This is a genomic window from Rahnella sp. PCH160 (genome assembly GCF_047784855.1).
In the GTDB taxonomy this organism is placed as follows: domain Bacteria; phylum Pseudomonadota; class Gammaproteobacteria; order Enterobacterales; family Enterobacteriaceae; genus Rahnella.
The window spans coordinates 586,097-598,406 of sequence record NZ_JBLOGT010000001.1 but is presented as its reverse complement, the minus strand read 5'-3'; the positions used below and the strand labels follow the sequence as shown (position 1 = coordinate 598,406).

Here is a 12,310-nt window from a genome sequence, read left to right as displayed (position 1 = left end):
CGGAACGGAGGAGTTACCTATGAAAGGCGATAAAAAAGTCATTGCACACCTCAATAAACTTCTTGGAAATGAACTGGTTGCGATTAATCAGTATTTTTTGCACGCCCGTATGTTTAAAAACTGGGGCTTAATGCGCCTGAATGGTATCGAGTATCATGAGTCTATCGACGAAATGAAACATGCTGATATCTATATAGAGCGTATTTTGTTTCTGGAAGGTCTTCCTAATCTGCAAGATCTCGGCAAACTCAATATTGGTGAAGATGTCGAGGAAATGCTGAAGTCAGATTTACTTCTTGAGCTTGAGGGTGCGAAAGATCTGCGCGAAGCCATCGCACATGCTGATTCCGTTCATGATTACGTCAGCCGAGATATCATGATCACAATTTTGGCCGATGAGGAACATCACATCGACTGGCTGGAAACAGAGATTGAACTCATTGGCCGCATTGGCCTGCAAAACTATATCCAGTCTCAGTTAAAAGATGAATCGCAGTGAGGTCTGAGAGCTGAACCCGTAAAGATTACATCAGCCAGAGCATGTGGCTCTTCTGGCAGATGTAGATGAGCAAGCCAGCAGATGAAAGTCCGGGGCCAAACGGTATAAGATGACTACTGCGCCCCGTTGCTTTCCAACACAGCCAAAATACAATCCCCGAAAATGCAGCTAAAGTGCAGACGAGCGGAAGCATTTCAAATCCCACCCATGCTCCGATGGCTGCGAGTAATTTTAAATCACCGTACCCGATACCTTCTTGCCCTGTGAAAATTCTAAATATCCAATAAAGTATCCACAAAGACAGATAACCTAAGATTGAGCCGAGCACAGCAAACTCCAGTGGTATTCCAAAGCCAGACACGCTTAACAGTAACCCCAACCACATTAGCGGCTGAGTGAGTGCATCTGGCAACAGAAGGGTGAAGCAATCGATCATACTTAGGGCTATGAGAAACCAAGCGAATACGCATATTTGGATAACATCGATGAGGGAGGGGGCAACAAAAGAGATGCTGAGGAACAACAGCCCACAAGTTAACTCTGCAAGCGAATAGCGTAAAGAGATTCGCTCATGACAGTAATAGCCGCGCGGCTTAAGTAACAACTCATTAAATAAGCGAATGTTTTGCCAGGTACTCAATACGTGTTTGCAGTCTTGGCAATAGCATGCAGACGTTGAGAAATCTGGAAGGAGACCTGAGTCTGTCTTTGAGCTCACTTTGGGACAATAATGACAGACGAACGCATTGAAAAAACGGCCGAAGAACAAACCTGCTACCAAAGAGCCAACCTGCAAACTGTATGTAAAAATCCCACGCCCTCCCAGCAGACCTCGCCATATTTCCTCCATGATTTTTCCTTTCACTAGCTTAAATCGCAAAATTTAGTAGCTGAAGATATTGCATTTCATATATGAGAACGGCGAGAGAATTCAATCTTAACTGTGATGACATTTTGAAAATGATGATTTGAAGGGAGGGTATAGGTGGGATGAATTACTGAGAGAGAAACAGATTCAACAGGAAGGCCAGTCATGATGTGTCGAGCAAAATAAAAGCACATCGTCAGCATTGGGAGTTGCTTATTCCGGCGATTTACGTATAATGCGCGGGCTTACCTAATATTGGTAAGCCTGATTCAATCAGAATCAGCTGGCCAATGAGGTAACTCGCTGGTCAACAATACTCCCGATATGGGGGTTATGTGAAGAACGATTACACTCTCCCATCAATCGAAATGGGTATGAGTAGTAATCATTTACGTTTAAAATAATTGGAGCTCTGGTCTCATGCAGAACCAAAGAATCCGTATCCGCCTGAAAGCGTTTGATCATCGTCTGATCGATCAATCAACTGCGGAAATCGTTGAGACTGCGAAGCGCACTGGTGCGCAAGTTCGTGGTCCAATCCCGCTGCCGACCCGCAAAGAGCGTTTTACTATTCTGATTTCTCCGCACGTCAATAAAGATGCGCGCGATCAGTATGAAATTCGTACTCATAAGCGTCTGGTTGACATCGTTGAGCCAACCGAGAAAACCGTTGATGCTCTGATGCGTCTGGATCTGGCTGCTGGTGTAGACGTGCAGATCAGCCTGGGTTAATCAGGTCATTGACGATTGAGAGGTTGAAACAATGATTGGTTTAGTCGGTAAGAAAGTGGGTATGACTCGTATCTTCACAGAAGATGGCGTTTCTATCCCAGTAACCGTTATCGAAATTGAAGCAAACCGCGTTACTCAGGTCAAAGACCTGGACAACGATGGTTACCGTGCTGTGCAGGTTACTACTGGTAGCAAAAAAGCTAACCGTGTAACCAAACCAGAAGCGGGTCACTTCGCTAAAGCTGGCGTAGAAGCTGGCCGCGGTCTGTGGGAATTCCGCCTTGCAGAAGGTGAAGAATTTACTGCAGGTCAGAACATTAGCGTTGAAATTTTCGCAGACGTTAAGAAAGTCGATGTTACCGGTACTTCTAAAGGTAAAGGTTTTGCTGGCACAGTTAAGCGCTGGAACTTCCGTACCCAAGATGCTACCCATGGTAACTCCTTGGCACACCGTGGACATGGTTCAATCGGTCAGAACCAGACTCCAGGTAAAGTGTTCAAAGGTAAGAAAATGGCAGGCCAACTGGGTAACGAACGTGTAACCGTTCAGAGCCTGGATGTAGTACGCGTTGATGCTGAGCGCAACCTACTACTGGTCAAGGGTGCTGTTCCGGGTGCAACCGGTGGCAACCTGATCGTTAAACCTGCTGTTAAGGCTTAACGTCGAGGAGATAGGAATGGAATTAGTAGTGAAAGACGCGCAAAGCGCGCTGACTGTTTCCGAAACTACCTTCGGGCGTGATTTCAATGAAGCGCTGGTACACCAGGTCGTTGTTGCTTATGCAGCAGGTGCCCGTCAAGGTACTCGCGCTCAGAAGACCCGTGCTGAAGTAACTGGTTCCGGTAAAAAACCTTGGCGTCAGAAAGGTACTGGCCGTGCGCGAGCAGGTTCTGTAAAGAGCCCAATCTGGCGTTCCGGTGGTGTGACCTTCGCTGCAAAGCCACAGGACCACAGTCAAAAAGTAAACAAAAAGATGTACCGCGGCGCGCTGAAAAGCATTCTGTCCGAACTGGTACGTCAAGATCGTCTGATCGTTGTCGAAACGTTCTCTGTCGAAGCGCCTAAAACTAAGCTGCTCGCACAGAAACTGAAAGACATGGCTCTGGAAGACGTGCTGATTGTAACTGGCGAAGTCGACGAGAATTTGTTCCTGGCGGCACGTAACCTTTACAAGGTTGACGTTCGCGATGTTGCAGGTATCGATCCAGTAAGCCTGATCGCCTTCGACAAAGTGGTTATGACTGCTGACGCTGTGAAGCAAGTTGAGGAGATGCTGGCATGATTCGTGAAGAACGTCTGCTGAAAGTGCTGCGCGCGCCGCACGTTTCTGAAAAAGCTTCTACCGCGATGGAAAAGAACAACACCATCGTACTCAAAGTTGCCAAAGACGCGACTAAAGCAGAAATCAAAGCTGCGGTTTCGAAGCTGTTTGAAGTCGAAGTCGAAGACGTAAACACCTTGCTGGTTAAAGGCAAAGTGAAACGTCAGGGTCAGCGTGTTGGTCGTCGTAGCGACTGGAAAAAAGCTTACGTCACCCTGAAAGAAGGCCAGAATCTGGACTTCATCAGCGGCGCTGAGTAAGTCGGAGGAGTAAGAAACAATGGCAATTGTTAAATGTAAACCTACATCTCCGGGTCGTCGCCACGTTGTTAAAGTGGTTAACCCTGAGCTGCACAAGGGTAAACCTTTTGCCCCGCTGCTTGAAAAACTGAGCAAAAGCGGTGGCCGTAACAACAATGGCCGTATCACCACCCGTCATATCGGTGGTGGCCACAAACAGCATTACCGTCTTGTTGACTTCAAACGCAACAAAGATGGCATCGCTGCAGTGGTTGAGCGTCTGGAGTACGATCCGAACCGTTCCGCGAATATCGCGCTGGTTCTGTACAAAGACGGCGAACGCCGTTACATCCTGGCGCCGAAAGGCCTGAAAGTGGGTGACCAGATCCAATCTGGCGTTGATGCTGCAATCAAGACAGGTAACGCCCTGCCTATGCGCAACATCCCAGTAGGTTCAACGGTTCATAACGTAGAAATGAAACCAGGTAAAGGCGGGCAGATGGCTCGTTCAGCCGGTGCCTACGTTCAGATCGTTGCTCGTGACGGTTCCTACGTAACTCTGCGTCTGCGCTCTGGCGAAATGCGTAAAGTTCAGATTGATTGCCGCGCCACCTTAGGTGAAGTCGGTAACTCTGAACATATGCTTCGCGTTCTGGGTAAAGCAGGTGCAAGTCGTTGGCGTGGTATTCGTCCTACCGTTCGCGGTACTGCGATGAACCCAGTCGATCACCCACACGGTGGTGGTGAAGGTCGTAACTTTGGTAAGCACCCGGTAACTCCGTGGGGCGTTCAAACCAAAGGTAAGAAGACCCGTAGCAACAAGCGTACTGATAAATTCATTGTACGTCGCCGTAGTAAAAAATAATTAGAGGATAAGCCATGCCACGTTCTCTCAAGAAAGGTCCTTTTATTGACCTGCACTTGCTGAAGAAGGTAGAGAAAGCGGTGGAAAGCGGTGACAAGAAGCCTTTGCGCACTTGGTCCCGTCGTTCAACGATCTTTCCTAACATGATCGGTTTGACCATCGCTGTCCATAATGGTCGTCAGCACGTACCAGTGTTCGTTTCCGATGAAATGGTCGGTCACAAACTGGGTGAATTCGCGCCGACTCGTACTTATCGCGGCCATGCGGCTGATAAAAAAGCTAAAAAGCGCTAAGGTAGGAGGAAGAGATGGAAACTATAGCTAAACATCGCCACGCTCGTTCTTCTGCTCAGAAGGTCCGCCTTGTTGCTGACCTGATCCGCGGTAAGAAAGTGTCGCAAGCTCTGGAAACTTTGGCCTATACCAACAAGAAAGCTGCTGGTCTGGTTAAGAAGGTGCTGGAGTCTGCCATTGCTAACGCAGAACACAACGATGGCGCTGACATCGATGATCTCAAAGTCACGAAGATTTTCGTAGACGAAGGCCCAAGCATGAAGCGCATTATGCCGCGTGCTAAAGGTCGTGCAGATCGCATCCTGAAGCGCACCAGCCACATTACTGTGGTTGTGTCCGATCGCTGAGACTCTGGAGACTAGCAATGGGTCAGAAAGTACATCCTAATGGTATTCGCCTAGGTATTGTCAAACCTTGGAATTCTACTTGGTATGCAAATACCAAAGATTTCGCTGACAACCTGGACAGCGACTTTAAAGTTCGCCAGTTCTTGACTAAAGAATTGGCGAAAGCTTCCGTTTCTCGCATCGTTATCGAGCGTCCAGCGAAGAGCATCCGTGTGACTATTCACACTGCTCGCCCTGGCATCGTTATCGGCAAGAAAGGTGAAGATGTCGAAAAACTGCGTAAGGTCGTAGCGGATATCGCTGGCGTTCCTGCGCAGATTAACATCGCCGAAATCCGTAAACCGGAACTGGACGCAAAATTGGTTGCTGACAGTATCACTTCACAGCTGGAACGTCGCGTTATGTTCCGTCGTGCTATGAAGCGTGCTGTACAGAACGCAATGCGTCTTGGCGCTAAAGGTATCAAAGTTGAAGTAAGCGGCCGTCTTGGCGGTGCTGAAATCGCGCGTACCGAATGGTACCGTGAAGGTCGTGTTCCGTTGCACACTCTGCGTGCGGATATCGATTACAACACATCTGAAGCGCACACCACTTATGGTGTAATCGGCGTTAAGGTATGGATCTTCAAAGGTGAGATCCTGGGTGGTATGGCTGCAGTTGAACAACCGGAACCGGCTGCTCAACCTAAAAAGCAGCAGCGTAAAGGCCGCAAGTAAGGAGAGTCGCTGATGTTACAACCAAAGCGTACAAAATTCCGTAAGGTGCACAAGGGCCGCAACCGTGGTCTTGCGCAAGGTACGGATGTGAGCTTCGGCACTTACGGTCTGAAAGCTGTTGGCCGTGGTCGTCTGACTGCTCGTCAAATTGAAGCAGCACGTCGTGCGATGACCCGTGCAGTTAAGCGTCAAGGTAAGATCTGGATCCGAGTATTCCCGGACAAACCGATCACCGAGAAACCGCTTGAAGTTCGTATGGGTAAAGGTAAAGGCAACGTAGAATATTGGGTTGCTTTGATTCAGCCTGGTAAAGTCCTGTATGAAATGGACGGTGTGCCTGAAGAGGTAGCTCGTGAGGCCTTCCAGCTGGCAGCAGCCAAACTGCCTATCAAAACCACCTTTGTAACTAAGACGGTGATGTAATGAAAGCACAAGAGCTGCGCGAAAAAAGCGTGGAAGAGCTGAACACTGAGCTTCTTAACCTTTTGCGTGAGCAGTTTAACCTGCGCATGCAAACGGCAAGTGGCCAGTTGCAGCAAACACACCTGTTGAAACAAGTGCGTCGTGATGTTGCACGTGTGAAGACTTTACTGACTGAAAAGGCGGGTGCGTAATGACTGATAAGATCCGTACTCTGCAGGGTCGCGTAATCAGTGACAAAATGGAGAAATCCATCGTTGTTGCGATTGAACGTGTGGTGAAACACCCGATCTACGGTAAATTCATCAAACGTACGACCAAATTGCACGTACATGACGAGAACAATGAATGTGGTATCGGCGACGTTGTAGAAATCAGCGAATGCCGTCCGCTGTCTAAGACTAAGTCTTGGACCTTGGTTCGAGTTGTAGAGAAAGCGATTCTGTAATACAGTAGCGCCTCTCAAAAATAAATAAACGGCTCATGTACGTGGGCCGTTTATTTTTTCTACCCATAATCGGGAACCGGTGTTATAATGCCGCGCCCTCATATTGTGGGGATTTCTTAACGACCTATCCTGGGTCCTAAAGTTGTAGTTGACATTAGCGGAGCACTAACATGATCCAAGAACAGACTATGCTGACCGTGGCCGACAACTCCGGTGCACGTCGCGTAATGTGTATCAAGGTTCTAGGTGGCTCGCACCGTCGCTACGCAGGCGTCGGCGACATCATCAAAATTACCATCAAGGAAGCAATTCCTCGCGGTAAGGTGAAGAAAGGCGATGTGCTGAAGGCGGTAGTGGTGCGCACCAAGAAGGGTGTTCGTCGCCCGGACGGTTCTGTCATTCGCTTCGATGGTAATGCATGCGTTATTTTAAATAATAACAGTGAGCAGCCAATCGGCACGCGTATTTTTGGGCCGGTAACTCGTGAACTGCGTAATGAGAAGTTCATGAAAATTATCTCTCTGGCACCAGAAGTACTCTAAGGAGCGAACCATGGCAGCGAAAATCCGTCGTGATGACGAAGTTATCCTGCTTACCGGTAAAGATAAAGGTAAGCGCGGTAAAGTAAAAAATGTCCTGTCTTCTGGCAAGGTCATTGTTGAAGGGATCAACCTGGTTAAAAAACATCAGAAGCCTGTACCGGCCCTGAACCAACCAGGCGGCATCGTTGAAAAAGAAGCTGCAATTCCGGTTTCTAACGTTGCTCTCTTCAACACGGCTACTGGCAAGGCGGACCGTGTAGGCTTTAGATTCGAAGACGGCAAAAAAGTCCGTTTCTTCAAATCTAACAGCGTAACTATCAAGTAATTTGGAGTAGTACGATGGCGAAACTGCATGATTACTACAAAGACGATGTCGTAAAAAAACTCATGGCTGAGTTTGGTTACAATTCTGTCATGCAAGTCCCTCGGGTCGAGAAGATCACCCTGAACATGGGTGTTGGTGAAGCGATCGCTGACAAGAAACTGCTGGATAACGCAGCAGCTGACCTGGCAGCAATCTCCGGTCAAAAACCGCTGATCACCAAAGCACGCAAATCAGTTGCAGGCTTCAAAATCCGTCAGGGCTATCCGATCGGCTGTAAAGTAACCCTCCGCGGCGAACGCATGTGGGAGTTCTTTGAGCGTCTGGTCTCTATTGCTGTTCCACGTATTCGTGACTTCCGCGGCTTGTCTGCTAAGTCTTTCGATGGTCGTGGTAACTACAGCATGGGCGTGCGTGAACAGATCATCTTCCCGGAAATCGATTATGATAAAGTCGATCGCGTTCGTGGTTTAGATATTACTATCACCACTACTGCGAAATCCGATGATGAGGGCCGTGCATTGCTGACAGCCTTTAACTTCCCGTTCCGCAAGTAAGGCAGGGTTACTAATGGCTAAGCAATCCATGAAAGCACGCGAAGTCGTTCGCGTAAAACTGGCTGATAAATACCGCGCTAAACGCGAGGAATTGAAAGCTATTATCTCTGGTGTGAACTCATCCGACGAAGATCGTTGGGATGCAGTTCTTAAGCTGCAGTCTCTGCCGCGTGATTCCAGCCCGTCTCGTCAGCGTAACCGCTGCCGTCAAACTGGTCGTCCGCATGCTTTCCTGCGGAAGTTCGGGTTGAGCCGTATTAAGGTCCGTGAAGCCGCTATGCGCGGTGAAATTCCGGGTCTTAAAAAGGCTAGCTGGTAATTGTCACCAATTGAATCACGGGAGTAAAGACAGATGAGCATGCAAGATCCGATCGCGGATATGCTGACCCGTATCCGTAACGGTCAAGCCGCGAACAAAGTTGCGGTCACCATGCCTTCCTCCAAGCTGAAAGTGGCTATTGCCAACGTGCTGAAGGAAGAAGGCTATATTGAAGAATTTAAAATCGAAGGCGACGCCAAACCTGAACTGGAATTAGTACTGAAGTACTTCCAGGGAAGCCCGGTGGTAGAAAGCATTCAACGTATCAGCCGTCCAGGTCTGCGCATCTACAAGAAAAAAGATGAGCTGCCAAAAGTTATGGCCGGCATGGGTATCGCTGTTATTTCTACCTCTAAAGGTGTTATGACCGATCGTGCAGCTCGCCAGGCTGGTCTTGGTGGCGAGATTATCTGCTACGTAGCTTAATTGGGAGGAAAGAATGTCTCGTGTTGCAAAAGCACCCGTCGTCATTCCTGCCGGCGTAGAGGTAAAACTCAACGGTCAGGTTATTTCGATTAAGGGTAAAAACGGCGAGCTGTCACGTACTATCCATGACGCTGTTGTAGTTAAACAGGAAGAAAATACACTGACTTTCGCTCCACGCGAAGGCGCTGTAGACGGTTGGGCCCAAGCGGGTACCACTCGTGCACTGTTGAACTCTATGGTTGTAGGTGTTACCGACGGCTTCACTAAAAAGCTTCAACTGGTAGGTGTTGGTTATCGTGCTGCTGTTAAAGGCAACGTGGTGAATTTGGCCTTAGGCTTCTCTCACCCGGTCGATCATCAACTGCCGGAAGGCATTACTGCAGAATGCCCGACCCAAACCGAAATCGTGCTTAAAGGCGCTGATAAACAGGTTATTGGTCAGGTTGCTGCGGATTTACGTGCCTACCGTCGTCCTGAGCCTTATAAAGGCAAGGGTGTCCGTTACGCCGACGAAGTCGTGCGTACCAAAGAGGCTAAGAAGAAGTAAGGTAACACTATGGATAAGAAATCTGCTCGTATCCGTCGTGCGACCCGCGCACGCCGCAAGCTCAAAGAATTGGGTGCGACTCGTCTGGTGGTACATCGTACCCCGCGTCATATTTACGCACAGGTCATCGCACCAAACGGTTCTGAAGTCATAGTTGCTGCATCTACTGTAGAAAAAACTATCACTGAGCAACTGAAGTATACCGGCAACAAAGATGCTGCCACTGCTGTAGGTAAAGCTATCGCAGAACGCGCATTGGAAAAAGGGATCACGAAAGTATCCTTTGACCGTTCCGGTTTCCAATATCATGGTCGAGTCCAGGCACTGGCAGATGCTGCCCGTGAAGCTGGCCTTCAGTTCTAAGGAAGAGGTTTAAGATGGCTCACATCGAAAAACAAGCTGGCGAACTGCAGGAAAAGCTGATCGCGGTAAACCGCGTATCTAAAACCGTAAAAGGTGGCCGTATCTTCAGCTTTACCGCACTGACAGTAGTTGGTGATGGTAACGGTCGCGTTGGTTTTGGCTACGGCAAAGCACGCGAAGTTCCGGCAGCGATCCAGAAAGCGATGGAAAAAGCCCGTCGCAACATGTTGAATGTCGCGCTGAATAGCGGCACCCTGCAGCATCCTGTTAAAGGTGCTCATACGGGTTCCCGTGTGTTCATGCAGCCGGCTTCCGAAGGTACCGGTATCATCGCCGGTGGTGCAATGCGCGCCGTCCTGGAAGTTGCAGGGGTACATAACGTATTGGCTAAAGCTTATGGTTCTACAAACCCGATTAACGTGGTTCGTGCAACTATTGATGCTCTGGCAAATATGAAATCCCCACAAATGGTCGCTGCCAAGCGTGGTAAATCCGTTGAAGAAATTCTGGGGTAATTAACCATGGCAAAGACTATTAAAGTTACACAAACTCGCAGTTCAATTGGCCGCCTGCCTAAGCATAAAGCTACTCTGGTTGGTCTGGGTCTGCGTCGTATTGGTCACACCGTAGAGCGCGAGGATACTCCTGCTGTACGCGGTATGATCAACCTGGTTTCCTACATGGTTAAGGTTGAGGAGTAAGAGATGCGTTTAAATACTCTGTCTCCGGCTGATGGTGCCAAACAAGCGCCAAGGCGTGTAGGTCGTGGTATTGGTTCTGGCCTGGGTAAAACCGGCGGTCGTGGTCACAAAGGTCAGAACTCACGTTCTGGCGGTGGCGTACGTCGCGGTTTTGAAGGTGGTCAGATGCCTTTATATCGTCGTTTGCCGAAATTCGGCTTCACCTCCCGCAAAGCTATGATCACGGCAGAAGTTCGTCTGTCTGAACTGGCTCTGGTGGAAGGCGACGTGATCGACCTGAACGCGCTGAAAGCCGCTAACGTAGTTGGTATCCAGATCGAGTTCGCGAAAGTAATCCTTTCAGGCGAAGTTGGTCGTGCGGTAACTCTGCGTGGTTTGCGTGTCACCAAAGGCGCTCGTGTTGCTATCGAAGCTGCTGGCGGTAAAATTGAGGAATAAGTAGCAGATGGCTAAGCAACCGGGATTAGATTTTCAAAGTGCCAAGGGTGGACTAGGCGAACTGAAGCGCAGACTTTTGTTTGTTATCGGTGCGCTGATTGTTTTCCGTATCGGCTCTTTTATTCCGATCCCTGGTATTGATGCCACTGTACTTGCCAAATTGCTCGAGCAGCAAAGAGGCACCATCATAGAAATGTTTAACATGTTCTCTGGTGGTGCACTCAGCCGTGCTTCAATCTTTGCTCTGGGGATCATGCCGTACATTTCGGCATCGATCATTATCCAGTTGTTAACGGTGGTTCATCCAGCGTTAGCGGAAATTAAGAAAGAAGGGGAGGCTGGCCGTCGTAAGATTAGCCAGTACACCCGATACGGTACGCTGGTATTGGCAGTGTTTCAGTCGATCGGTATTGCTACCGGTTTGCCGAACATGCCTGGTATGCAAGGCCTGGTGTTAAATCCAGGCTTCGCATTCTACTTTACTGCTGTTGTGAGTCTGGTTACTGGGACAATGTTCCTCATGTGGCTGGGTGAACAAATTACTGAACGAGGTATCGGTAACGGTATTTCGATCATTATTTTTGCCGGTATCGTAGCGGGTCTCCCGCCAGCAGTTGCACATACTATCGAACAAGCTCGGCAAGGCGACCTGCACTTCCTCCTGTTGCTGTTGGTTGCAGTTTTAGTGTTTGCAGTGACTTTCTTTGTTGTGTTTGTCGAACGTGGTCAACGTCGTATTGTCGTTAACTATGCCAAACGTCAGCAAGGTCGTCGTGTCTATGCAGCACAGAGCACGCACTTACCGTTGAAAGTGAATATGGCCGGGGTTATCCCTGCAATCTTCGCTTCCAGCATTATTCTGTTCCCTGCCACGATTGCATCATGGTTCGGGGGCGGAACTGGTTGGAACTGGCTGACTACGATTTCGCTGTATTTGCAGCCTGGACAACCGCTTTATGTGTTACTCTATGCGACTGCAATCATCTTCTTCTGTTTCTTTTATACTGCGTTGGTGTTTAACCCGCGTGAGACAGCAGATAACCTGAAGAAGTCCGGTGCATTTGTACCAGGAATTCGTCCGGGAGAGCAAACGGCGAAGTACATCGATAAAGTGATGACTCGTTTAACCTTAATTGGTGCGATGTATATTACTTTCATCTGCCTTATCCCGGAGTTCATGCGTGACGCGATGAAAGTTCCATTCTACTTTGGTGGTACTTCACTACTAATCGTAGTCGTGGTCATTATGGACTTTATGGCTCAAGTGCAAACTCTGATGATGTCAAGTCAGTACGAGTCTGCATTGAAGAAAGCAAACCTGAAAGGCTATAACCGCTGATCTGGTG

The 12,310-nt window shown here is 48.7% G+C and carries 24 protein-coding genes; 23 read left to right on the top strand and 1 reads right to left on the bottom strand.

Annotation, left to right across the window (positions count from 1 at the left end):
• Positions 1–19: 19 nt before the first annotated feature.
• Positions 20–499 carry a bacterioferritin gene (bfr, locus tag ACM5QY_RS02820; RefSeq protein ID WP_416119112.1) on the top strand — a complete coding sequence of 160 codons (480 nt, stop codon included), beginning with the start codon at positions 20–22 and terminating at the stop codon, positions 497–499.
• Between the two features lie 25 nt (positions 500–524).
• Here bfr and ACM5QY_RS02815 read toward each other — a convergent pair whose 3' ends face one another.
• On the bottom strand, positions 525–1,349 hold the full coding sequence (locus tag ACM5QY_RS02815; protein WP_416119111.1) for a prepilin peptidase: 825 nt from the start codon (positions 1,347–1,349) through the stop codon (positions 525–527).
• 438 nt (positions 1,350–1,787) lie between these two features.
• On the opposite strand from ACM5QY_RS02815, the gene rpsJ reads away from it, so the two are divergent.
• From rpsJ to secY, 22 genes are all read left to right on the top strand, one after another.
• Complete coding sequence (rpsJ, locus tag ACM5QY_RS02810; RefSeq protein WP_009639175.1) at positions 1,788–2,099, top strand: 30S ribosomal protein S10; 312 nt, start codon at positions 1,788–1,790, stop codon at positions 2,097–2,099.
• 31 nt (positions 2,100–2,130) lie between these two features.
• Entirely contained in the window at positions 2,131–2,760 is a 630-nt protein-coding gene (gene rplC, locus ACM5QY_RS02805) for a 50S ribosomal protein L3 (protein WP_056778020.1), read from the top strand.
• 16 nt (positions 2,761–2,776) lie between these two features.
• Positions 2,777–3,382: a 50S ribosomal protein L4 gene (gene rplD, locus ACM5QY_RS02800; protein ID WP_009639177.1), complete on the top strand. Its 606-nt coding sequence runs from the start codon at positions 2,777–2,779 to the stop codon at positions 3,380–3,382.
• Entirely contained in the window at positions 3,379–3,681 is a 303-nt protein-coding gene (gene rplW / locus ACM5QY_RS02795; protein WP_056778023.1) for a 50S ribosomal protein L23, read from the top strand. Before rplD ends, rplW begins: the two co-directional genes overlap by 4 nt.
• A 19-nt stretch (positions 3,682–3,700) precedes the next feature.
• A complete protein-coding gene (rplB, locus tag ACM5QY_RS02790) occupies positions 3,701–4,525 on the top strand; it encodes a 50S ribosomal protein L2 (RefSeq protein ID WP_104923584.1) in 825 nt (274 codons plus the stop codon).
• Positions 4,526–4,539: 14 nt separating this feature from the next.
• On the top strand, positions 4,540–4,818 hold the full coding sequence (rpsS, locus tag ACM5QY_RS02785; RefSeq protein ID WP_004929772.1) for a 30S ribosomal protein S19: 279 nt from the start codon (positions 4,540–4,542) through the stop codon (positions 4,816–4,818).
• A gap of 14 nt (positions 4,819–4,832) precedes the next feature.
• Positions 4,833–5,165: a 50S ribosomal protein L22 gene (rplV, locus tag ACM5QY_RS02780; RefSeq protein ID WP_004391423.1), complete on the top strand. Its 333-nt coding sequence runs from the start codon at positions 4,833–4,835 to the stop codon at positions 5,163–5,165.
• Between the two features lie 17 nt (positions 5,166–5,182).
• Positions 5,183–5,881, top strand: coding sequence for a 30S ribosomal protein S3 (gene rpsC, locus ACM5QY_RS02775; protein ID WP_104923583.1), 699 nt, complete (start codon positions 5,183–5,185; stop codon positions 5,879–5,881).
• Positions 5,882–5,893: 12 nt separating this feature from the next.
• A complete protein-coding gene (rplP, locus tag ACM5QY_RS02770; RefSeq protein WP_104923582.1) occupies positions 5,894–6,304 on the top strand; it encodes a 50S ribosomal protein L16 in 411 nt (136 codons plus the stop codon).
• Positions 6,304–6,495, top strand: coding sequence for a 50S ribosomal protein L29 (gene rpmC / locus ACM5QY_RS02765; protein ID WP_013573692.1), 192 nt, complete (start codon positions 6,304–6,306; stop codon positions 6,493–6,495). Before rplP ends, rpmC begins: the two co-directional genes overlap by 1 nt.
• Positions 6,495–6,749, top strand: a complete 255-nt coding sequence (rpsQ, locus tag ACM5QY_RS02760) for a 30S ribosomal protein S17 (RefSeq protein ID WP_014333604.1) — start codon at positions 6,495–6,497, stop codon at positions 6,747–6,749. The genes rpmC and rpsQ overlap by 1 nt, the downstream gene beginning before the upstream one ends.
• 170 nt (positions 6,750–6,919) lie before the next feature.
• On the top strand, positions 6,920–7,291 hold the full coding sequence (gene rplN, locus ACM5QY_RS02755) for a 50S ribosomal protein L14 (RefSeq protein ID WP_008457164.1): 372 nt from the start codon (positions 6,920–6,922) through the stop codon (positions 7,289–7,291).
• 10 nt (positions 7,292–7,301) lie between these two features.
• Entirely contained in the window at positions 7,302–7,616 is a 315-nt protein-coding gene (gene rplX / locus ACM5QY_RS02750) for a 50S ribosomal protein L24 (RefSeq protein WP_013573694.1), read from the top strand.
• A 14-nt stretch (positions 7,617–7,630) separates the two neighbouring features.
• Positions 7,631–8,170 (top strand): 50S ribosomal protein L5, encoded by a 540-nt coding sequence (gene rplE / locus ACM5QY_RS02745; protein ID WP_013573695.1) that lies wholly within the window; start codon positions 7,631–7,633, stop codon positions 8,168–8,170.
• 13 nt (positions 8,171–8,183) lie between these two features.
• Entirely contained in the window at positions 8,184–8,489 is a 306-nt protein-coding gene (gene rpsN / locus ACM5QY_RS02740; protein ID WP_013573696.1) for a 30S ribosomal protein S14, read from the top strand.
• Positions 8,490–8,522: 33 nt separating this feature from the next.
• Positions 8,523–8,915, top strand: coding sequence for a 30S ribosomal protein S8 (gene rpsH, locus ACM5QY_RS02735; RefSeq protein WP_104923581.1), 393 nt, complete (start codon positions 8,523–8,525; stop codon positions 8,913–8,915).
• Positions 8,916–8,928: 13 nt separating this feature from the next.
• Complete coding sequence (gene rplF / locus ACM5QY_RS02730; protein WP_013573698.1) at positions 8,929–9,462, top strand: 50S ribosomal protein L6; 534 nt, start codon at positions 8,929–8,931, stop codon at positions 9,460–9,462.
• A 9-nt stretch (positions 9,463–9,471) separates the two neighbouring features.
• Positions 9,472–9,825, top strand: coding sequence for a 50S ribosomal protein L18 (rplR, locus tag ACM5QY_RS02725; RefSeq protein ID WP_013573699.1), 354 nt, complete (start codon positions 9,472–9,474; stop codon positions 9,823–9,825).
• A 14-nt stretch (positions 9,826–9,839) separates the two neighbouring features.
• Positions 9,840–10,340, top strand: coding sequence for a 30S ribosomal protein S5 (rpsE, locus tag ACM5QY_RS02720; RefSeq protein ID WP_101080135.1), 501 nt, complete (start codon positions 9,840–9,842; stop codon positions 10,338–10,340).
• 6 nt (positions 10,341–10,346) lie between these two features.
• Positions 10,347–10,526, top strand: a complete 180-nt coding sequence (gene rpmD / locus ACM5QY_RS02715; RefSeq protein WP_101080134.1) for a 50S ribosomal protein L30 — start codon at positions 10,347–10,349, stop codon at positions 10,524–10,526.
• A gap of 3 nt (positions 10,527–10,529) precedes the next feature.
• Positions 10,530–10,964, top strand: a complete 435-nt coding sequence (gene rplO, locus ACM5QY_RS02710) for a 50S ribosomal protein L15 (protein ID WP_013573702.1) — start codon at positions 10,530–10,532, stop codon at positions 10,962–10,964.
• Positions 10,965–10,971: 7 nt separating this feature from the next.
• Positions 10,972–12,303, top strand: coding sequence for a preprotein translocase subunit SecY (gene secY, locus ACM5QY_RS02705; protein WP_034793668.1), 1,332 nt, complete (start codon positions 10,972–10,974; stop codon positions 12,301–12,303).
• The last annotated feature ends 7 nt before the right edge of the window (positions 12,304–12,310 follow it).

Coding starts and splice junctions, on each gene's coding strand:
- bfr (WP_416119112.1), top strand. CDS start 20: ATGAAAGGCGATAAAAAAGTCATTGCACACCTCAATAAACTTCTTGGA.
- ACM5QY_RS02815 (WP_416119111.1), bottom strand. CDS start 1,349: ATGGAGGAAATATGGCGAGGTCTGCTGGGAGGGCGTGGGATTTTTACA.
- rpsJ (WP_009639175.1), top strand. CDS start 1,788: ATGCAGAACCAAAGAATCCGTATCCGCCTGAAAGCGTTTGATCATCGT.
- rplC (WP_056778020.1), top strand. CDS start 2,131: ATGATTGGTTTAGTCGGTAAGAAAGTGGGTATGACTCGTATCTTCACA.
- rplD (WP_009639177.1), top strand. CDS start 2,777: ATGGAATTAGTAGTGAAAGACGCGCAAAGCGCGCTGACTGTTTCCGAA.
- rplW (WP_056778023.1), top strand. CDS start 3,379: ATGATTCGTGAAGAACGTCTGCTGAAAGTGCTGCGCGCGCCGCACGTT.
- rplB (WP_104923584.1), top strand. CDS start 3,701: ATGGCAATTGTTAAATGTAAACCTACATCTCCGGGTCGTCGCCACGTT.
- rpsS (WP_004929772.1), top strand. CDS start 4,540: ATGCCACGTTCTCTCAAGAAAGGTCCTTTTATTGACCTGCACTTGCTG.
- rplV (WP_004391423.1), top strand. CDS start 4,833: ATGGAAACTATAGCTAAACATCGCCACGCTCGTTCTTCTGCTCAGAAG.
- rpsC (WP_104923583.1), top strand. CDS start 5,183: ATGGGTCAGAAAGTACATCCTAATGGTATTCGCCTAGGTATTGTCAAA.
- rplP (WP_104923582.1), top strand. CDS start 5,894: ATGTTACAACCAAAGCGTACAAAATTCCGTAAGGTGCACAAGGGCCGC.
- rpmC (WP_013573692.1), top strand. CDS start 6,304: ATGAAAGCACAAGAGCTGCGCGAAAAAAGCGTGGAAGAGCTGAACACT.
- rpsQ (WP_014333604.1), top strand. CDS start 6,495: ATGACTGATAAGATCCGTACTCTGCAGGGTCGCGTAATCAGTGACAAA.
- rplN (WP_008457164.1), top strand. CDS start 6,920: ATGATCCAAGAACAGACTATGCTGACCGTGGCCGACAACTCCGGTGCA.
- rplX (WP_013573694.1), top strand. CDS start 7,302: ATGGCAGCGAAAATCCGTCGTGATGACGAAGTTATCCTGCTTACCGGT.
- rplE (WP_013573695.1), top strand. CDS start 7,631: ATGGCGAAACTGCATGATTACTACAAAGACGATGTCGTAAAAAAACTC.
- rpsN (WP_013573696.1), top strand. CDS start 8,184: ATGGCTAAGCAATCCATGAAAGCACGCGAAGTCGTTCGCGTAAAACTG.
- rpsH (WP_104923581.1), top strand. CDS start 8,523: ATGAGCATGCAAGATCCGATCGCGGATATGCTGACCCGTATCCGTAAC.
- rplF (WP_013573698.1), top strand. CDS start 8,929: ATGTCTCGTGTTGCAAAAGCACCCGTCGTCATTCCTGCCGGCGTAGAG.
- rplR (WP_013573699.1), top strand. CDS start 9,472: ATGGATAAGAAATCTGCTCGTATCCGTCGTGCGACCCGCGCACGCCGC.
- rpsE (WP_101080135.1), top strand. CDS start 9,840: ATGGCTCACATCGAAAAACAAGCTGGCGAACTGCAGGAAAAGCTGATC.
- rpmD (WP_101080134.1), top strand. CDS start 10,347: ATGGCAAAGACTATTAAAGTTACACAAACTCGCAGTTCAATTGGCCGC.
- rplO (WP_013573702.1), top strand. CDS start 10,530: ATGCGTTTAAATACTCTGTCTCCGGCTGATGGTGCCAAACAAGCGCCA.
- secY (WP_034793668.1), top strand. CDS start 10,972: ATGGCTAAGCAACCGGGATTAGATTTTCAAAGTGCCAAGGGTGGACTA.